This window comes from Cereibacter ovatus (assembly GCF_900207575.1).
Lineage (GTDB): Bacteria > Pseudomonadota > Alphaproteobacteria > Rhodobacterales > Rhodobacteraceae > Cereibacter_A > Cereibacter_A ovatus.
The window spans coordinates 304,924-323,535 of the sequence record NZ_OAOQ01000001.1 but is presented as its reverse complement, the minus strand read 5'-3'; the positions used below and the strand labels follow the sequence as shown (position 1 = coordinate 323,535).

General features: G+C 66.7%; 17 protein-coding genes. 6 read left to right on the top strand and 11 right to left on the bottom strand.

Features of this window, described 5'->3' with window-relative positions; translation table 11 throughout:
* Window positions 1–3: 3 nt before the first annotated feature.
* The 10 genes from fabZ to pyrH all read right to left on the bottom strand — a co-directional run bounded on the left by fabZ (window position 4) and on the right by pyrH (window position 9,399).
* Window positions 4–471: a 3-hydroxyacyl-ACP dehydratase FabZ gene (gene fabZ / locus CRO07_RS01505; protein ID WP_097028908.1), complete on the bottom strand. Its 468-nt coding sequence runs from the start codon at window positions 469–471 to the stop codon at window positions 4–6.
* 86 nt (window positions 472–557) lie between these two features.
* The gene (locus CRO07_RS01500) at window positions 558–1,145 is read right to left on the bottom strand and encodes an OmpH family outer membrane protein (protein ID WP_097028907.1); all 588 of its coding nucleotides are present in this window, start codon (window positions 1,143–1,145) and stop codon (window positions 558–560) included.
* Entirely contained in the window at window positions 1,145–3,511 is a 2,367-nt protein-coding gene (bamA, locus tag CRO07_RS01495; RefSeq protein WP_097028906.1) for an outer membrane protein assembly factor BamA, read from the bottom strand. The genes CRO07_RS01500 and bamA overlap by 1 nt, the downstream gene beginning before the upstream one ends.
* A gap of 116 nt (window positions 3,512–3,627) precedes the next feature.
* Window positions 3,628–3,765 (bottom strand): hypothetical protein, encoded by a 138-nt coding sequence (locus tag CRO07_RS18590; protein WP_176504462.1) that lies wholly within the window; start codon window positions 3,763–3,765, stop codon window positions 3,628–3,630.
* 91 nt (window positions 3,766–3,856) lie between these two features.
* Complete coding sequence (rseP, locus tag CRO07_RS01490; RefSeq protein ID WP_097028905.1) at window positions 3,857–5,191, bottom strand: RIP metalloprotease RseP; 1,335 nt, start codon at window positions 5,189–5,191, stop codon at window positions 3,857–3,859.
* Window positions 5,192–5,197: 6 nt separating this feature from the next.
* Window positions 5,198–6,382, bottom strand: a complete 1,185-nt coding sequence (gene dxr, locus CRO07_RS01485; protein WP_097028904.1) for a 1-deoxy-D-xylulose-5-phosphate reductoisomerase — start codon at window positions 6,380–6,382, stop codon at window positions 5,198–5,200.
* An 8-nt stretch (window positions 6,383–6,390) separates the two neighbouring features.
* Window positions 6,391–7,215 (bottom strand): phosphatidate cytidylyltransferase, encoded by an 825-nt coding sequence (locus CRO07_RS01480; RefSeq protein ID WP_097028903.1) that lies wholly within the window; start codon window positions 7,213–7,215, stop codon window positions 6,391–6,393.
* Window positions 7,212–7,955, bottom strand: a complete 744-nt coding sequence (gene uppS / locus CRO07_RS01475) for a polyprenyl diphosphate synthase (RefSeq protein WP_097028902.1) — start codon at window positions 7,953–7,955, stop codon at window positions 7,212–7,214. Before uppS ends, CRO07_RS01480 begins: the two co-directional genes overlap by 4 nt.
* 49 nt (window positions 7,956–8,004) lie before the next feature.
* Window positions 8,005–8,571: a ribosome recycling factor gene (frr, locus tag CRO07_RS01470; protein WP_097028901.1), complete on the bottom strand. Its 567-nt coding sequence runs from the start codon at window positions 8,569–8,571 to the stop codon at window positions 8,005–8,007.
* Between the two features lie 87 nt (window positions 8,572–8,658).
* Window positions 8,659–9,399 carry a UMP kinase gene (gene pyrH / locus CRO07_RS01465; RefSeq protein WP_097028900.1) on the bottom strand — a complete coding sequence of 247 codons (741 nt, stop codon included), beginning with the start codon at window positions 9,397–9,399 and terminating at the stop codon, window positions 8,659–8,661.
* Between the two features lie 141 nt (window positions 9,400–9,540).
* On the opposite strand from pyrH, the gene miaA reads away from it, so the two are divergent.
* The 6 genes from miaA to CRO07_RS01435 all read left to right on the top strand — a co-directional run bounded on the left by miaA (window position 9,541) and on the right by CRO07_RS01435 (window position 17,119).
* Window positions 9,541–10,422 carry a tRNA (adenosine(37)-N6)-dimethylallyltransferase MiaA gene (miaA, locus tag CRO07_RS01460; protein ID WP_097028899.1) on the top strand — a complete coding sequence of 294 codons (882 nt, stop codon included), beginning with the start codon at window positions 9,541–9,543 and terminating at the stop codon, window positions 10,420–10,422.
* Window positions 10,423–10,490: 68 nt separating this feature from the next.
* Window positions 10,491–11,279, top strand: a complete 789-nt coding sequence (locus CRO07_RS01455; RefSeq protein WP_097028898.1) for an AraC family transcriptional regulator — start codon at window positions 10,491–10,493, stop codon at window positions 11,277–11,279.
* Window positions 11,280–11,365: 86 nt separating this feature from the next.
* The gene (locus CRO07_RS01450) at window positions 11,366–12,997 is read left to right on the top strand and encodes an ABC transporter substrate-binding protein (protein ID WP_097028897.1); all 1,632 of its coding nucleotides are present in this window, start codon (window positions 11,366–11,368) and stop codon (window positions 12,995–12,997) included.
* Window positions 12,998–13,006: 9 nt separating this feature from the next.
* Window positions 13,007–14,023, top strand: coding sequence for an ABC transporter permease (locus tag CRO07_RS01445; RefSeq protein ID WP_097028896.1), 1,017 nt, complete (start codon window positions 13,007–13,009; stop codon window positions 14,021–14,023).
* A complete protein-coding gene (locus CRO07_RS01440; protein WP_097028895.1) occupies window positions 14,023–15,183 on the top strand; it encodes an ABC transporter permease in 1,161 nt (386 codons plus the stop codon). Before CRO07_RS01445 ends, CRO07_RS01440 begins: the two co-directional genes overlap by 1 nt.
* The gene (locus CRO07_RS01435) at window positions 15,176–17,119 is read left to right on the top strand and encodes a dipeptide ABC transporter ATP-binding protein (protein WP_097028894.1); all 1,944 of its coding nucleotides are present in this window, start codon (window positions 15,176–15,178) and stop codon (window positions 17,117–17,119) included. The genes CRO07_RS01440 and CRO07_RS01435 overlap by 8 nt, the downstream gene beginning before the upstream one ends.
* A 3-nt stretch (window positions 17,120–17,122) precedes the next feature.
* On the opposite strand, the gene der is transcribed toward CRO07_RS01435, so the two are convergent.
* On the bottom strand, window positions 17,123–18,586 hold the full coding sequence (gene der, locus CRO07_RS01430; RefSeq protein WP_097028893.1) for a ribosome biogenesis GTPase Der: 1,464 nt from the start codon (window positions 18,584–18,586) through the stop codon (window positions 17,123–17,125).
* Between the last annotated feature and the right edge of the window lie 26 nt (window positions 18,587–18,612).

The following is an 18,612-nucleotide window of genomic DNA, read 5'->3' as shown; positions in this document are numbered from 1 at the left end:
ATTTCAGCCCTTCGGCAGGTCCATCATGGCGGTGAACTCGGCCTCGGCGGCCAGTTCGCCCTCGACCTCGGCACGGGCCTCGAACTTCCAGACCTTGCCGCCGCCGCGCTTCACCGTGACCTTCAGCTCAAGCACATCGCCGGGCACCACCTTGCGGCGGAACTTGGCGCCGTCAATGCCCATGAAATAGACCTTCACCCCCTTGTCGGCCAGATCGTGCGACACACCCACCAGCACGGCCGCGGTCTGGGCCAGCGCCTCGATGATCTGCACGCCCGGAAAGATCGGCATCCCGGGGAAATGGCCGGTGAACTGCGGCTCGTTCATGGTGACGTTCTTGATCCCCACCGCGCTATTGTTCGGGACGATGTCGCGCACCTTGTCGACAAGCAGGAACGGGTAGCGATGCGGAAGGATCCGCTGGATCAACTGGATGTCGGCGGAAAGCGGCGCTTCGGCAACTTCGGTCATGGCGGAATCCTTGGCGTGGGTAAGGGAGGCTGGCCGCCCCGCCGACCTTGCTAACAAGCGGCGGGCACGCGGGCAAGCCGCCGGGGTCAGGGTGCGGCGCCGGCGCCGCCCGGCGGATCGGCGGGCGCGGCGTCTGAAGCGGCTTCGGGCGCGCGCTGGGCATCAAGTGCGGCAATCGCCGCGTCTGTCAGATCGGCACCTTCCAGCGACAACACAATCGCCCCGCGATCCAGAAGCACCGCAGCCCCGCGGTCCTTCATCAGTTGCGCAAGGATCGGCACCGCGCGTTGCAACAGGCGCTGGCGTTCTTCGTCGTGCTGACGGGCAAGGCTGCGCGACTTCAGCTCTTGCGCCTCGCGGATGGCTTCGACGCGGGCATCGAACTCGGCGGCAAGGGTCTGGAACTCGGCCTGCGGCAGGCTGGCGCGGCGCGCCGTCAACTGACGTTCCTCTTCCTCAAGCGCGGCCTCGATCTGGCGATTTTCAGCCACCAGCGTCCGAGATGCGGCCTGAAGCCGCGCCTCGATCTCGCGGCCCAAGGCGCTGTCGGCGATCAGCCGGTTCTGGTCGATCACCGCCACCGCAGCCGGCGCCTGTTGCGGAACGCTCTGCGCCGCGGCCGCCCCCGAAAGGGCAAGACCCAGCACAAGCGCCGCTGACGCCGCGGCCCGCATCAGAACTTGGTCGAGATCGTCAGGTCGAACACCTGCTCTTCGTCGTAATCTTCCTTGGCCAGCGCCTTGGCAAAGTTGAAGCGCAGCGGCCCGATCGGCGTTGTCCAGAACACCGAGACACCGACCGACGACCGCAGGTTGAAGCCGTCATCGACTTCTTCCGAACCGTCGCTGCCGCCATCGACGTCATCCAGACTCCAGACCGACCCGGCATCAAGGAACACGCCCCCGGTGAACCCGTATTCCTCGGGCAGACCCAGCGGGAAGTCGGCTTCCAGCCGCGCCACGGCGAAATAGTTGCCCCCCAGCGCGTCTTCGTTGTTCACGTTCTGATCGCGCGGGCCGATCCCGTTCGGCTCGAAGCCGCGGATCTTGCCATTGCCGAAGAAGCGGTCGGTCACGCGGCTGGGATCGTCGCCCAGCATGTGCAGGACACCGCCTTCAAGGATGCCGCGCAGGGTCACATCCTCGTTCCAGACCTTGCGTTCGTGCATCGCCAGCGCGGTGGTCGAGATATATTCCACATCCCCGCCAAGACCGGCGAAATCCTGACTGAAGCGGAACAGGTTGCGCCCTGTCGGGTTCAGCCCGCCGCGGTTGGTATCCCACGAATAGGTGTAGCCCAGCGACGAGCGGATCAGCGGACCGCGATCGGCCTCGTTCTGAAGGATGATCGAGGATTCATCACCATTATCGCCGGTGCCATCGTCCACATTGTCGATCTTGTCTTCCGACAGGGTATAGCGCAGCTCGATCCGGCCGTTCTCGCTGATCGGAAACTCGATCGAGGGCGAGACGCCGATGTTGCGGGTGTCGTAGCGCGCGTTTTCGTTGTCGCTCTCGCGGTAATAGGTGTTGAAGCGGAAGCGCAGGTCGCGGCCCAAGAAGAACGGCTCGACAAAGTTGATCTGGCTGTTGATGTTGTCGGTCCCGGTCGAGACGTCCAGCGCAAGGATCTGGCCGCGGCCCAGGAAGTTCTGCTCCGAGAAGCCGATGTTGAAGCCCACGCCCGCGCTGACGCCATAGCTGACACCGAAGCTGAGCGAGCCCGTCGGCTGTTCTTCCACATCGACATTGACCACCACCTGATCGGGGCTGGACCCCGGCTCGGTGTTGACCTCGGCGGTCGAGAAATAGTTCAGCGCCCGGATGCGTTCGGCCGACTGACGGATTTCGCGCGGGTTGAAGGGGTCGCCTTCGACGGTGCGGAACTGGCGGCGAACCACCTGATCCAGCGTGGTGGTGTTGCCTTCGATGTCGATCCGTTCGACAAAGATCCGCTCGCCGCGGACCAGCGCGAAGGTGACATCAAGGGTCTGGTTGCGCTCGTTCCGGGTGATGCGAGGCTCGATCCGGACGAAGTTCAGCCCCTTCTGCACCGCCAGCGACTCGAGCCGGGCAATGTTGTTCTCGATCACGGAGGGCGAATAGGTCGCGCCCGACCGAACCCGCAGCGCGTCGCGGAAATCGGCAGCATCAAGGCCGTCGATCTCGCTGACGGCGTCGATGCGGTTGAAGCTGTAGCTTTGGCCTTCCTGAATGGTGAAGGTCAGGAAGAAGGCATCACGCTCGCGCGTGACCTCGGCGGTGGCATCGAGGATCTGGAAATCGACAAAGCCGCGCGACAGGTAAAAGTCGCGCAGAAGCTGTTTGTCCAACTCGACCCGCTCGGCAATGAAGGTGTCCGAGGCGATGACACTGCGCAGAAGGCCCGCCTGCTTGGTTTCCAGCACCTGACGCAGGCGGCGGTCGGAATACGAGCGGTTGCCGACGAAGGACAGCCGTTCGATCTCGACCACCTTGCCCTCGACGATGTCAAACACCAGATCGACGCGGTTGCCGGCGCGGCGGATGATCTTGGGCGTCACGGTCGCAGCGATGCGGCCCTGCACGCGGTAGGCTTCGGTAATGGCGGCGGCGTCGGCCTCGGCCTGAGACGGGTTATAGGCGCGGCGCGACTGCGACTTGACCAGTTCGGCCAGCTTGTCGTCCTTGATCCGGGCGTTGCCTTCGAAATTGATGATGTTGATCGTGGGATATTCCTGCACCCGGATCACAAGGGTGCCACCCTGCGGCACGACCTCGACCGACTGGAACAGACCCGAGTCGGCAAGCCGCTGATACGCCTCGTTCAACTCGCCGCCCGAGATCGCCTGCCCGCGATTGATCCGGGCAAATCCCAGAACGGTGCCGGCATCCACACGCTCGTTGCCCTCGACCTTCACATTCGAGAAGGAATAGCTTTGCGCCAGCGCAGGCAGCGCGGCGCCGGCACCGACAGCCGCAATGCCCAGAAACACCGACACGGTGGCCGGCCTGATCAGCCCGCGGTCCCGCCCTGCCAGTTTCGCCCGGTGCTTCGCCATTCGCCCGCCCTCGATCGGTTATTTTCTTGCTGTCCTGACTACCGGACATGTCGGGTTTTGTCAAAAACCCGTGTCTCGCGCAAGCATCCCCGGACGGAAGGTGATGCGCCGCGTCCTCAGTAGGACAGCACCGCGCCAGAGATCCCGATACCGGATGCCAGCGCCAGCGTGATATAGGCGACGGTGAAAAACCAGTCGCGGTTGATCTGCACCAGTATCGAGATGCCCCGATACCCTTCCCTGACCATCTGCATGTCGGCCCCCTGCCACGTCGCGCGTCTGCGACGCCATGGCAAGGGAATGTGGCCCCAGTGCGGCTTTCGCCGGGCAATCAGCGGGCAGAGATCAGCACATCAGATCGTTCGACACCGCAAACAGCATCAGCGCCAGCAGAAGCGCAAGCCCGCCGGTCATCAGTATCCGCAGCGCGCGGTCGCTGGGCGGGCGGCCCACCACGGCCTCATAGGCATGAAACACAAGATGCCCGCCATCAAGGATCGGCACCGGGAACAGGTTCATCAGCCCCACCGCCGTGGACAGCATCGCGATGAACCAGATGAAGCTGCCGGCCCCCTGCGAGGCCGCAGCCCCCGACACCTCGGCGATCCCGATGGGCCCCTGAAGATTGCACGACGAAATCGCGCCGGTGACCATGTGCCACAGCCCGGACAGGCTGGTGCGAATGATGGTGTAGGTCTGTTCGACCCCCATGCCGATCGCCTCGATCGGGCCGGGGATGCGGGTTTCCGGCTCGAACAGCAGACCGCCCGACAGGCCGATCAACCAGCGCGTCTCGAATCCGCCATCGGCCAGCGGCAGATCCATCCGCCGCGGCGTCAGCGTGGCATCGAACGTCTCGCCCTCGCGCCAGATCGACAGCCGCACCGGCGCCCCTTCCGAGGCGCCGACCTTCTCGCGCAGATCCGCGAACGAGACGATGGGCGCATCGTTCACCGACAGCACGACATCGCCCGCCTTCATCCCGGCCGCCTGCGCGCCCGAGGGCGCCTGCACCCCATCCGCCACCGGCGGCAGCGGATGCGGGCCGGTCAGCTCGATGGTGCGGCCCTGACGCTCGACGCCATAGGCCACCGTGGCCGAGGACGGCAGCGCCTGCGCCACCGCCACGAAGGTTTCCAGATCCGGCGTCGCCTGCCCGTTCACCGACAGGATACGGTCGCCGGGTTCCAGCATCTGGGTCTGATAGGGCAAGGGCTTCATCGCCCCCACCACCGGCTGATCGGTCGCGACCCCCTGAACCATGAAAAAGCCGCAGAACACCGCAATCGACAGCGCGAAGTTGAACAGCGGCCCCGCCGCAACCGTCGCCGAGCGCGCCCAAAGCGGCGCGCCATGCATGGTGCGCGCGCGTTCCTGCGCGTTCAACTGGTGGACGGTGACTGCCGCCCGGCTGGACGCCGCATCGGCATCGCCCAGAAAGCGGACATAGCCGCCAAAGGGCAGCGCCGCGATCTGCCAGCGCGTGCCGCGCCGGTCCACGCGTGAGGCGATGACCGGCCCCATACCCAGCGAGAACACCTCGGCGTGGATGCCCGACCAGCGGCCGACGATGTAGTGGCCATATTCATGCACAGCCACCACGATGGATAGCGCGACGATGAAGGCGATGATCGTCCAGACTGCCCCGCCGAACTGGGGAACGAGACCGACAATGTCCAAATGAAACTACCTTTTCTGCTGGCGAAGACCTGCGGCCGTGTCTGCCGCTTTCCGAGCGAGATGGTCCATCGACAGCACATCCTCAAGGGTCCGAGGCAACTTTCCGAACGTCTCGCAGCCTGAAACGCTGGCCAGCGCATCCTCGACCACCGCCGCCATGTCCAGAAAGCCGATATTCCCGGCGATGAAATGATCCAGCGCGATTTCCTTGGCCGCGTTGAACGCAGCCCCCGACAGACCGCGCGCAGCCATCACCTCGCGCGCAAGGCGCAGGGCGGGAAAGCGTTCCTCGTCAGGCTTCTGGAAGGTCAGGCTTGCAATCTGCGCAAGGTCGATCCGCGCCACCGGCACGTCGCCGCGGCCCGGCCAGTTCAGCGCGAAACCGATGGCATGGCGCATGTCGGCCGGCCCCAGATGCGCCATCACCCCACCGTCGCAGAAGCCCACAAGCGCATGGACGATGGATTGCGGATGCACCACCGCCTCGATCATCTCGGGGGCGAAACCGAAAAACTCTCGGGTTTCGATCAGTTCCAGCGCCTTGTTGAACATCGACGCCGAATCGATGGAAATCCGCTGCCCCATCGACCAGTTCGGATGCGCCATGGCCTGCGCCACGGTGCAGTCCCGGATCTGCTCCAGCGTCCAGTCGCGGAACGGCCCGCCGGATGCGGTGATGATGACACGCTCGACCGCCGAGGCATCCTCGCCCGCCAGCGCCTGAAACACCGCGGAATGTTCGCTGTCCACCGGCAGGATTGTGGCGCCATGCGCGGCCGCCGTGGCCATCAGCAACGGCCCCGCGGTGACAAGGCTTTCCTTGTTGGCCAAGGCCAGCGTGCGGCCATGCTTCAGCGCCCGCATCCCCGGCACAAGGCCTGCGGCGCCGACGATGGCCGACATGGTCCAGTCGGCCGGGCGGTCGGCGGCCTCGGCAATCGCCTGCGGGCCGGCGGCGACTTCGGTCCAGGTGCCGGCCAGCGCCTCGCGCAGGGCGGGCAGGCAGTCCTCATGCGCGGTCACGGCCAGTTCCGCCTTCAGCGCGCGGGCCATCTCGGCCAGACGCGTGACGTTGCGGGCGCCGGTCAGCGCCACGGTGCGGAACGCATCCGGTCCGCCCTGCCGCATCACGAGATCGAAGGTGGATTCGCCGATGGAGCCGGTGGCCCCGAAGATCGACAGGCTGCGCATGATGCCGTTCAGTTCCCCATTTCCGGCAGCGGCAGGTCAACCAGCAGCCCCAGAACGAGAACCGCCAGCACCGCCCCGGCCAGCGCGTCGAACCGATCAAGCACGCCGCCATGGCCCGGGATCAGCGACGAGCTGTCCTTGACCCCCGAGCGACGCTTGATCCAGCTTTCGACGATGTCCCCGAGTTGCCCTGCCAGCGCGATCACCGGCGACAGGATGATGAGGCCCCAGCCTGCACCTGTGATAAGGACGAATCCAAGACCCACAATTGCCGCACCCAGCCAGCCCGCCACGGTCCCCGACCATGTCTTCTTCGGACTGACGGCCGGCCAGAACTTCGGCCCGCCAAGGCTGCGCCCGGCGAAATAGCCCATCACGTCGGACGCGCCGACCACAAGAACCAGCCACAGGATGGTGGCCGCCCCCCCGGTGGCGCGCAGCGACAACAGCCCCGCGCCAGCCAGCATCAGCGCCAGCCCATAGGCAAGGAAGATGCCGCGGTCGCCCCTCTCGCCCTGAAGCCCGGCCACCGGGGCCAGCGCCAGAAGCGGCACCGCAACCAGAAAATCCCGCGGCAGTTCAAGCGCCATCACAAGAACCGCCAGCACCACCGCGCCAAGGCCGCCCACCGCGGCATTGATCCACGGCCGCCCGGGCGCCGTCATCCGCGCCAGTTCCCACAGCATCAGCCCGCTTGAAACCACCACCAGCGCGGCGAAGGGCAGCCCGCCCCAGATCACCGCCGCCCCCCCAACCAGCACCATCACCACCGCCGAGGCGGTGCGGCTTTGCAGGTCGCCCCAGCGGCCCTTGGGATTGTCCATGGATGTCATGCGCGCAGAACTCCTCCGAAACGCCGCTCGCGCGCACCGAACCGTTCGATGATCGAGGCCAGTTCCACCGCGGTGAAATCAGGCCAGAGCGTGGGCGTGAACTCATACTCGGAATAGGCAGATTGCCAGGACAGGAAGTTCGATGTCCGGGTCTCGCCCGAAGTGCGGATCACCAGATCGGGGTCCGGCATCCCGGCGGTATCCAGCCGCTGGGCAAGCGCGACCTCGGTCGCGTCTTCCGGGCGCAGACGGCCCTCGGCCACATCCAGACACATGCGGCGGGCGGCACGGGCCAGTTCGTCCCGGCCGCCGTAGTTCACCGCTACCGTCAGATGCAGGCGCTGGTTCGTCTGGGTCCGCGCCTCGATCCCCGCCATCAGGCGCTGCAACTTGGCATCCAGCCGGCTGCGGTCGCCGATGAACCGCATCCTGACGCCCTCGGCCGCGACCCGGTCGGCCTCGCGCTCGATGTAGCGCGCGAAGATCGACATCAGGCCAAGCACTTCCTCGGTCGAGCGTTTCCAGTTCTCGGTCGAAAAGGCATAGACCGTCAGCCAGCGGATCCCCAGACCGGGCGAGGCCTGAACGATCTCGCGCACCCGCTCGGCGCCGCGGCGGTGGCCGACAAGACGCGGCCAGCCGCGGTTCATCGCCCAGCGGCCATTGCCGTCCATGATGATCGCCACATGGTCGGCGCGTCGTCGGGAAGGATCGGCCTCGATCGGCTGGGTGACGGCCAAGGGATGTCCCTTCTGGCTGGAATGGTTAGAGAGCAGCATCAAGACAGGGTTACACCTGCATGATTTCCTTCTGCTTCTCCTCCAGCACCTTGTCGACGGCGACGATGGCCTTGTCGGTCAGTTCCTGCACCTCGTCCGACCACATCTTCTGGTCGTCCTCGCCCATGCCGGCCGCCTTGGCCTTCTTGATCTGGTCCATCCCGTCGCGGCGGATGTTGCGGATCGCCACACGGGCGGATTCGGCATAATGGGCCGCGACCTTGGTCAGTTCCTTGCGGCGTTCCTCGTTCAGCTCGGGGATCGGCAGGCGGATGATCGGGCCATCGACCACCGGGTTGATGCCGATGCCGCTGTCGCGGATCGCGCGTTCCACCTTGGAAATCATGCCCTTGTCCCAGACGTTGATGACCACCATCCGCGGCTCTGGCACGTTGATGGTTCCAAGCTGGTTCAGCGGCGTCTGCTGGCCATAGGCATCGACATGGATCGGCTCAAGGATCGAGGCCGAGGCGCGGCCGGTTCTGAGCGAGCCGAATTCCGTGCGCAGCGCATGCATCGCGCCATCCATCCGGCGTTGCAGGGCATCGAGGTCGATCTGAAGATCATCATGTGACATGGGTCAGGTTCCTTCACGTTCCGCGCTGGCGGTTCGCCGCTCTATAGCAGCAGCCTTTCGCCATTGGTATAGGCTCGGGCGGCCGGATCAGCCGTGGACACGGGTATAGGTGCCCTCGCCCCGCAGGATGCCGCGGAAGCCGCCCGGCTCGTCCAGCGAAAAGACGATGATCGGCAGATCGTTGTCACGCGCAAGCGCAATGGCCGAGGCGTCCATCACCCCCAGATGCTGCTGCAACACCTCGTCGTAGGTCACGGTATCATAACGCTTGGCATCCGCGAACTTGCTGGGATCCTTGTCGTAAACCCCATCGACCTTGGTGCCCTTGAAGATCGCCTGACAGGCCATCTCGTTGGCGCGCAGCGTGGCCGCGGTGTCGGTGGTGAAATAGGGGTTGCCGGTGCCTGCGGCGAAGATACACACCCGCTTCTTTTCCAGATGGCGCACGGCGCGGCGGCGGATGTAGGGCTCGCACACCTGATCCATCGGGATCGCGCTGATGACGCGGGTAAAGATGCCCAGCGATTCCAGCGCCGCCTGCATCGCCAGCGCGTTCATCACCGTGGCCAGCATCCCCATGTAATCGGCCGTCGTCCGTTCCATCCCCTGCGCCGAGCCTTGCAGGCCGCGGAAGATGTTGCCGCCGCCGATCACCATGCAGATCTCGACGCCAAGGCTGTGGACCGACTGCACCTCGCGGGCGATGCGCTGGACCGTGGGCGGATGCAGCCCATATCCCTGATCGCCCATCAGCGCCTCGCCAGAAATCTTGAGCATCACGCGTTTGTAGGCCACGGCTGTGCTCGCCGGCGCGGCTTCGCTGGTCATGGGATATTCCCGTCCGTCTTGTTGATTGAAATTGACTGCCGCGCAAAATGTCGGAAAACGCCGGACTGTTCAACCGGGATCGGCCGCTTCGGGCAAGGCGCCCATGGCAAACCTTCGCACGAAACCGCAGGAAAGGCGTCGATGGCATTGATCTCAATCGCAGAAATCTCATCCGAGCAGCCGGTTCTGATCGCCGGTCCCACCGCATCGGGCAAATCGGCGCTTGCGGCCGAGATCGTGGCGCGGGGCGGCGGGGTGATCGTCAATGCCGATGCGCTTCAGGTCTATTCCTGCTGGCGCATCCTGACCGCGCGCCCGTCCGAAGCCGACGAGGCCGCCCTTCCGCACCGGCTTTATGGCCATGTCGGACGGCACGGGGTCTATTCGGTCGGCCACTGGCTGCGCGAGGTCGCGGCCATTCTGGCCGAAGGGCTGCGCCCGGTGATCGTGGGTGGAACGGGGCTTTATTTTTCGTCCCTGACGAATGGCTTGGCGGTTGTTCCTGCCATCCCGCCCGAAGTGCGGCAAGCCGCGGATGCGCGGCTTCTTGACGCCGGCCTTGCCCGGATGGTGGCCGAGATTGACCCCGCGACCGCGGCGCGGATCGATCTTCTGAACCCCGCCCGGGTGCAGCGCGCATGGGAGGTGTTGCAGGCCACCGGCCGCGGGCTGGCGGACTGGCAGGCCAAGACCGGCGCGCCGCTCTTGCCGCTGTCGCAGGCGATGGCGCTGGTGATCCGGCCCGATCGCGACTGGCTGGGCGCCCGGATCGACACGCGTTTTGACGCGATGATGGCCGCCGGCGCGCTGGACGAAGCGCGGGCCGCGCTGCCCGGCTGGGATGCGGGGCTGCCCTCGTCACGGGCGATCGGCGCGCCCGAGCTGATCTCGCATCTGCGCGGCGAGATCGCGCTGGCCGATGCCATCGCCGCGGCCGGGACCGCCAGCCGCCAATATGCCAAGCGCCAGCGGACATGGTTCCGCAACCGGATGCGCGACTGGCGTGAAGTCTCGCTGCCCTGACACGCTTTTCGCTTGGGGCTGGCGCCAAAGGGGGCTTATCCTTTGGCAAAACGTGTGGAACTGCCGCCATGTCCGAAAGCCTTTCTCCGCCTGTCCGGCTTGTGGCGATTCCGCGCCTTGCCGCGGGTGGGCGCTGGCGGGTCGAGGCGATGCGCTCGATTTCAGAGCCGCTTTTACTGTGGTTCACCAAGGGTCAGGGCCGGATCACCGTGGCCGGCGCCACGCGCGGCTATACCCCGCACAATGCCATCTTCATTCCCGCAGGCGTCATGCACGGATTCGAGGTCGGCGCGCAGGTGTTCGGAACCGCCGTCTTCTTTCACAAGGTCAGCGAGATGCCGCTGCCCGCCCATCCGCAGCATCTGCGCATCCGCGAAGCCCCGGTTCAGCAGGAACTGAACCAGCTTCTCGATCAGATCGCGCGTGAACTGGACAGCGCGACGCCCGGAAGCGACCGGGCCGTGCGGTGCTATGCGGGCCTTCTGGGCGTCTGGCTTGAACGGCACACCGCGCGCCTTGGCACCGACGCGCCCGATGCCGCGCGCCGGCTGGTCGCCCGGTTCACCGCGCTTCTGGAACGCGACTTCCGCAGCGGCATGGGGATCGCCGATTTCGCCGGCGCCCTGGGTGTCACGGCCACCCATCTCAGCCGCTGCTGTCGGGAAAGCTGTGGCCGGCCGGCCTCGGCCTTGCTGCATGATCGCGTGCTGTTCGAAGCCCGCCGCCTGCTGTCCGAGACCGACCTGCCGGTGAACCGGATCGCGGAAAGTCTGGGCTATACCTCGCCGGCCTATTTCACCCGCGCCTTCGGCCATCTGACCGGGCAAAGCCCCTCGGCCTTCCGTCGCGCGTCGTAAGGAACGCCGCGGGGCGTTGACGCGGGCGCCAATTCCGGGCGCAATGTCGCAGGGGCGCGCCGCCCCGTCAGGCAGGAGGGCGAGACATGGCCAGCACAAGCACCCACCCGGCAGCGGAACGGCTGGTCCATGAGGCGCGAACCGGCCGGCTTGACCGGCGCGAGTTTCTGACACGCGCAACCGCCCTTGGCCTGACCGCGGGGGCGGCCTACGGGCTTCTGGGCCTGCCCATGCCCGCCCGCGCGCAAGCGGCGCCGAAACCCGGCGGCACCCTGCGGATGGAGATGGAGACCCGCGCCCTGAAAGACCCGCGCACCGCCGACTGGTCGCAGATTTCCAACTTCACCCGCGGCTGGCTGGAATATCTTGTGGAATATCAGCCTGATGGCAGCTTTCGCGGGATGCTGCTGGAAAGCTGGCAGGCCAATGACGACGCAACCGGATATCTGCTGAAGCTGCGCCCCGGCGTGCTGTGGTCGAACGGCGATCCCTTCACCGCCGAAGATGTGCGGCGGAACTTCGAACGCTGGTGCGATGCCTCGGTCGAGGGCAATGCCATGGCGGGCCAGATGGTCGCGCTTCAGTCCGATGGCCGGTTGCGCGCCGATGCGATCACGGTGGTTGACCCGCTGACGCTGCGGCTGTCGCTGTCACAGCCCGACATTGCGCTGATTGCGAACCTTGCCGACTATCCCGCTGCGGTGGTTCACGCATCCTATGACAACGGCGATCCCGCCGCCAATCCGATCGGAACCGGCCCCTATCTGCCCGAAACGGTCGAGATCGGCATCCGCATGGTTCTGGTGCGCAACCCGACCCATCGCTGGTGGGGCAGCGCGGTCCATGGCGGCCCGTGGCTGGACCGGATCGAATATATCGATCTGGGCAGCGATCCTGCCGCCGCCGCCGCGGCCGCAGGATCGGGCGAGATCGACGCCACCTATCAGTCGGTGGGCGAATTCATTCAGGTGCTGGACGATCTTGGCTGGACGAAATCCGAGGCGATGACAGCGACCACCCTTGCGATCCGCTTCAACCAGATGACCGAGGACTATCGCGATGTCCGGGTGCGGCGGGCATTGCAGATGGCGGTGGACAATGCCGTGGTGCTGGAACTGGGCTATTCCGGTCATGGCACGGTGGCCGAAAACCACCATGTCTGCCCGATCCATCCCGAATATGCCGAACTGCCCCCGCCAGAGGTGAACCCCGCCCGCGCCCGCGAGATGCTGGCCGACGCCGGCATGGCCGACCATGAATTCGAACTGATCTCGCTTGACGATGCGTGGCAGGCGGCGTCCTGCGATGCGGTGGCGGCGCAGATGCGCGATGCCGGGATCAAGATCCGCCGCACGGTGCTTCCGGGGGCAACCTACTGGAACGACTGGCTGAAATTCCCGTTCTCGGCGACAGAATGGAACATGCGCCCGCTGGGGGTGCAGATCCTTGCGCTGGCCTATCGCTCGGGCGTGCCGTGGAACGAAAGCGGCTTTGCCAATGCCGAGTTCGACGCCAAGCTGGATCAGGCGATGGCCATTGCCGACGCCGACCGCCGACGCGCGGTGATGGCCGATCTTCAGCGCATCCTTCAAGACGAGGGCGTGCTGATCCAGCCTTACTGGCGCTCGATCTTCCGGCACACCGACCCGAAGGTGAAGGGCGCCGAGCAGCACCCGACGTTCGAGCATCACCATTCCAAATGGTGGATCGACGCCTGAGGCGAGGCGATGGCGGGGTTTGTGCTGCGCCGGCTGGGGGGGATGCTGGGCACGGCGCTGTGCCTGACATTTCTGGTGTTCTGGCTGACCAATCTTCAGCCGAACCTTGAAAAGCTGGCGAAATCCCAGGGCTCGGCCCGGATGTCGGATGCCGAGGTGGCAAGCTGGCTGGATCGCAATGGCTATGACCGGCCGCTGGCGCTGCGCTATGGCGAATGGCTGGGCGTGCTACCGGGAAAGTCGGGCTTTTCGGGTGTGATTCAGGGCGACTGGGGGCGGTCGAGCGTCTTTCACCTGCCGGTGGGCACGGTGCTGGCGCGCAGCCTGACCGCGACGGGCTGGCTGATGTTCTGGGTGCTGCTGGTGATGGTGCCCACCGCGCTGGCGCTGGGGGTGCTGGCGGGGATGCGAGAGGGCTCGCGCACCGACAGGGTGCTGTCGGCGGCCGCGATCACGACGACGGCCACGCCGGAATATGTCTCGGGCGTGGTGCTGGTGGCGGTGTTCGCCTCGGCCACGGCGGGGATTTCGCCGCTTTTGTCCGACCTTGGCCTGATCGAGGGCCGCACCCTGCTGCAAGCCACCGCCAGCACCGCGATGGACGAGATCACCTTTCGCAACTTCGCCCTGCCCGTCGCCACCATCGCGCTTTATGGGGCGGGCTATATCGCGCGCATGACCCGCGCCGCGATGGTCGAGGTGATGGCCCAGCCCTATATCCGCACCGCTCGGCTGAAGGGGGTGTCGCCCTTCCGCATCGTCTGGCGCCACGCGCTGCGCAATGCGCTGATCGCGCCCTTCACCGTCATCCTGCTTCAGGTGCCGTGGCTGTTGAACGGGGTGGTGATCGTCGAGACGCTTTTTGCCTACAAGGGCTTTGGCTGGACGCTGGTGCAGGCCGCCGGCAACAATGACATGAACCTGCTGCTGGGCTGTTCGGTGGTCGCGGTGCTGGTGGTGCTGACCACGCAGATTGTCTCGGATCTGGGGCATGTCGCCCTGAACCCGCGACTGCGGGGCGCGTGATGGCGCCGCTGGACTGGGGCCAGATCCTTCTTTGCATGGCGTGGCGGTTCTGGCCGGTCTGGCTGGCGCTGGGGGCGACGCTGGCGCTGTCATTCGCGCTTCGTGAACGGTTGGGGCTTTACGGCCGGCTGTTTGACAGCGCCACCGGGGTGGCCGGGCTGGGGCTGGGGCTGTTCTGGCTGTTCACCGCGGGCTTTGCCGATCTGATCGTGACGCATGATCCGCTGGCGCAGATTTCCGGGCTGAAGAACGCGCCCCCCGGCAGCGCGCTGCCCGACCCGAGCGGCGGCTACCGCTGGTATCTGCTGGGCGGCGACAGCCTTGCCCGCGATGTGTTCAGCCGCATGGCGATGGGCGCGCGGCGGGTGCTGGCGATTGCGCCCGCGGCGACGCTGGTCGCGCTGGTGGCGGGGCTGACGCTGGGCCTGCCGGCAGGCTATCTGCGGGGGTGGCTGGATGGGGCGCTGTCCTTTCTTGCCAATCTGGTGCTGGCCTTTCCGGTCATCCTGCTGTTCTACCTGCTGGTCACGCCCGAGATCCGCCAGACCGCGCTGCCCATGGCGCTGGCGGCGGTGCTGTTTGCGCTGCCGACGGTCTTTGCGCTGCTGCTGTGGCACAGCCGGTTCCGAACCTCGCCCATGCTGTGGGGGACGGGGATGGCGGCGATCCTTGGCCTTGGGCTGTGGATCTGGGCGGGGCTGGCGCTGGATGCCGATCCGCTGGGGATCTGGGCGATGGACCCGGGCCTGCTGAATGTCTTTGTCGCGGTGGTGTTCGTGAATGCGCCCGGGGTCTTTCGCATCGCGCGCAGCCTGACGATCGAGCTTGCCACCCGAGACCATGTCGCCGCCGCCCGCACCCGCGGCGAAGGGCCGTGGTTCATCATGTTGTGGGAAATCCTGCCCAATGCCCGCGGGCCACTGATCGTGGATGGCTGCCTGCGGGTGGGCTATACCACGATCCTTCTGGGAACGCTTGGCTTTTTCGGGCTTGGCGTCTCGCCGGAAAGCCCGGACTGGGGCTCGACCATCAATGCCGGGCGGCGGGTTCTGGCGCTTTATCCCCATGCGGCGGTGGTGCCCGCGCTGGCGCTGACCAGCCTTGTCCTTGGGCTGAACCTGCTGGCCGATGCCCTGCGCGAGGGGGCGGCCCGTGACTGACCCGGTGCTTGATATCCGCGACCTCGGCGTCGCGTTCACCACTCGCAGCCGCACGGTCGCGGCGCTGCGCGACCTGTCCTGCCGGATCGGCCCGGCCGAGGTTCTGGGCCTTGTCGGTGAAAGCGGCAGTGGCAAATCCACCGTGGCGCTGGCGATCATGGGGGCGCTTGGCCCCGGGGGGCGGGTCACGGCGGGCAGCATCCGCTTTCAGGGCCGCGAAATCCTGGGCCTGCCCGAGCGTGCGCTGCGCAGCATCCGCGGCCGTGGCATCGCCATGGTCGGGCAGGAACCGATGTCGGCGCTGAACCCCACGATGCGGATCGGCGCACAACTGGCCGAAGTGCCGATGCTGCATGGCGCCCCCCGCGCGCAGGCGCTGGCCCTTGCCCGGCAGGCGCTGGCCGAGGTCGACCTGCCCGACCCCGACAGGATGCTGGCAAGCTGGCCGCATCAGCTTTCGGGTGGTCAGCTTCAGCGGATCGCCATCGCCATGGCGCTGCTGGCGCGGCCCGCATTGCTGATCCTGGACGAGCCGACGACCGCGCTGGATGTGACGGTCGAGGCCGGGATCGTCGATCTGCTGAAGCGTCTGGGCCGGCGGCATGGCATGGCCGCACTGTTCATCAGCCACAACCTTGGCCTTGTGGCCGGGATCTGCGACCGGCTGTCGGTGCTTTACGCGGGCGAGGTGGTGGAAAGCGGCCCGGTTGCCGCGATGTTTCACCGGCCGCGCCACCCCTATACAAATGCGTTGCTGCGTGCCCTGCCCCGGCTGGATGGCCCGCCACGCCAGCCACCCGAGCCGCTGCCGGGCAGCCAGCCGCTGGCCGATGACCGGCCGGCGGGATGCAGCTTCGCCCCGCGCTGCGCCCATGCGCGGCCGGGCCTGTGCGACCATCAGCCGGTGCCGCTGACCGTGACCGGCGACAGCGCGCTGCGCTGCCTGCGCCCCCTGGACCGCGCTGACACCCCGGCCCCCACCGCCCCGCGCCCGCCGCCCGCACCGGGAAGGGTGGTGTTGCGGGTGGAAGATCTGGTGAAGCATCACGGCGGCATGGCAAATCCCGCGGTGGCCGGCGTCAGTTTCGACGCCCGCGCCGGCGAAACGCTGGCCATCGTGGGCGAATCCGGCTGCGGGAAAAGCACGCTGGCGCGGATGGTGATGGGGCTTGACGGCGCAACCGGCGGCCGCATCCTGCTGGACGGGCAGGACATCCAGCACCTTCCGGTGGAACGCCGGCCCGCGGCGGCGATCTCGGCGTTGCAGATGGTTTTCCAGAACCCGTCCGACACGCTGAACCCGGCCCGGACGGTGGGCGCGCAGGTGATGCGCGCGGTGGAACTGTTCCACCCGCCGCAGGGCCGCGCCGAGCGGCTGGCCTCACTGTTCGAACAGGTGCGGCTGTCGCCCGCGCTGGCGCGGCGCAAGCCCGCACAGCTGTCAGGTGGCCAGCGCCAGCGCATCGGCATCGCCCGCGCGCTGGCCGCCGAGCCGCGCATCCTTGTGGCCGATGAGCCGGTCTCGGCGCTGGATACAGGCGTTCAGGCGGCGGTGGTCGCGCTGCTTCTGGATCTTCAGCGCCAGCGCGGCGCCACGCTGATCTTCATCAGCCATGACCTTGCGCTGGTGCGCCATCTCGCGGATCGGGTGATGGTGATGTATCGCGGTCTGGTGATGGAGATCGGCCCGACCGAGGCCGTCCTTGCCCCGCCCTTCCATCCCTATACGCAGGCGCTGCTGGCGGCGGTTCCGGTGCCCGATCCGACGGTGCCGCGCCCGCGCGTCCCGGCGGCCTTCGGCCCTGAAATCCCCGGGGGCTGCCCGTTTCAGGCAGGTTGCCCCATGCGCGAGGGACGCTGCGCCAGCCTGCCGCCGCTGGTGACGGTGGCGCCGGGGCACCTGATCCGGTGCCACCGGACGCCGGGCGGCGGCTGACGCCTAGCCCTTCTTGTCCATGTGCTTGCGCAGCCGCGACGGCGTGTGGAACTTGCGGTCCTTGAACGGGTTCTTGTCGCCCTGCCCGCGCAGCGTCAGCCGGATCGGCGTGCCCGGCATGTCGAAATGATCGCGCAGGCCGTTCACCAGATAGCGGCGATAGCTGTCGGGCATGTCGTCGGGGTGCGAACACATGACGACAAACCCCGGCGGCCGGGTCTTGACCTGCGTCATGTAGCGCAGCTTGATCCGTCGCCCGCCCGGCGCCGGTGGCGGATGCGCCTCGACCATGGCGCCCAGCCATGTGTTCAGCCGCGCCGTGGTGATGCGGCGGTTCCAGACATCATGCGCCTTCAGGATCGCGGCATGAAGCCGGTCCAGCCCCCGCCCGGTCTTGGCCGAGACGGTGACCAGCGGCGCCCCGCGCAACTGCGGCAACAGCCGGTCGAACATCTCTTTCAGCTCGGCCAGCTTTTCCTGCTTCTCGTCTTCCAGATCCCATTTGTTCACCGCGATGACGACGGCCCGACCCTCGGTCTCGGCGAAATCGGCGATGCGCAGATCCTGCTGTTCGAACGGGATTTCCACATCCAGCAGCACCACGACGACCTCGGCAAAGCGCACCGCGCGCAGGCCATCGGCCACCGACAGCTTTTCCAGCTTGTCCGAAATCCGCGCCTTCTTGCGCATCCCCGCCGTGTCGAAAATCCGGATCGGCGTGCCCAGCCAATCCGCCCGGACCGAGATGGCATCGCGGGTGATCCCGGCCTCGGGGCCGGTCAGAAGGCGGTCTTCGCGGATGATCTTGTTGATAAGGGTGGATTTTCCCGCGTTCGGCCGGCCGATCACCGCGATCTGAAGCGGATGCTTCAGGCTGGGCTTGTGGGCGTCGGGATCGGCCTCAAGATCGGCCTCGTCCTCGGGGACGTCCACATCGACCACGGGGGCATCGGCGGCGGCACGTTCGGCATAGCCTTCGGCCAGCGGACGCAGCATGTGGTAAAGATCGTCCAGCCCCTCGCCATGTTCGGCCGACATGCGGACAGGTTCACCCAGCCCCAGCGACCACGCCTCGATCGCGCCGCCATCGCCCGCGCGGCCTTCGGCCTTGTTCACGCCAAGGATCACATGGGCGTTCTTCTTGCGCAAAATGTCGGCGAACACCTCGTCCGAGGGCGTGACCCCCACCCGGCCGTCGATCAGGAACAGGCAGATGTCGGCCATTTCGACCGCGCGTTCGGTCAGGCGACGCATCCGGCCCTGAAGGCTGTCGTCGGTGACTTCTTCCAGACCGGCGGTGTCGATCACGGTAAAGCGCAGATCGAACAGCTTGGCATCGCCCTCGCGCAGGTCGCGGGTCACGCCGGGCTGGTCATCGACCAGCGCCAGACGCTTGCCGACAAGGCGATTGAACAGGGTGGACTTGCCGACGTTGGGGCGGCCGACAATGGCGAGGGTGAAGCTCATCGGTGCCTCCGAGGGCGGCTTAACAG

Coding starts and splice junctions, on each gene's coding strand:
- CRO07_RS01445 (WP_097028896.1), top strand. CDS start 13,007: ATGGCGGGGTTTGTGCTGCGCCGGCTGGGGGGGATGCTGGGCACGGCG.
- der (WP_097028893.1), bottom strand. CDS start 18,586: ATGAGCTTCACCCTCGCCATTGTCGGCCGCCCCAACGTCGGCAAGTCC.
- pyrH (WP_097028900.1), bottom strand. CDS start 9,399: ATGACCAGCGAAGCCGCGCCGGCGAGCACAGCCGTGGCCTACAAACGC.
- CRO07_RS01450 (WP_097028897.1), top strand. CDS start 11,366: ATGGCCAGCACAAGCACCCACCCGGCAGCGGAACGGCTGGTCCATGAG.
- CRO07_RS01440 (WP_097028895.1), top strand. CDS start 14,023: ATGGCGCCGCTGGACTGGGGCCAGATCCTTCTTTGCATGGCGTGGCGG.
- frr (WP_097028901.1), bottom strand. CDS start 8,571: ATGTCACATGATGATCTTCAGATCGACCTCGATGCCCTGCAACGCCGG.
- CRO07_RS01480 (WP_097028903.1), bottom strand. CDS start 7,215: ATGACATCCATGGACAATCCCAAGGGCCGCTGGGGCGACCTGCAAAGC.
- bamA (WP_097028906.1), bottom strand. CDS start 3,511: ATGGCGAAGCACCGGGCGAAACTGGCAGGGCGGGACCGCGGGCTGATC.
- CRO07_RS01455 (WP_097028898.1), top strand. CDS start 10,491: ATGTCCGAAAGCCTTTCTCCGCCTGTCCGGCTTGTGGCGATTCCGCGC.
- dxr (WP_097028904.1), bottom strand. CDS start 6,382: ATGCGCAGCCTGTCGATCTTCGGGGCCACCGGCTCCATCGGCGAATCC.
- fabZ (WP_097028908.1), bottom strand. CDS start 471: ATGACCGAAGTTGCCGAAGCGCCGCTTTCCGCCGACATCCAGTTGATC.
- miaA (WP_097028899.1), top strand. CDS start 9,541: ATGGCATTGATCTCAATCGCAGAAATCTCATCCGAGCAGCCGGTTCTG.
- CRO07_RS18590 (WP_176504462.1), bottom strand. CDS start 3,765: ATGCAGATGGTCAGGGAAGGGTATCGGGGCATCTCGATACTGGTGCAG.
- CRO07_RS01500 (WP_097028907.1), bottom strand. CDS start 1,145: ATGCGGGCCGCGGCGTCAGCGGCGCTTGTGCTGGGTCTTGCCCTTTCG.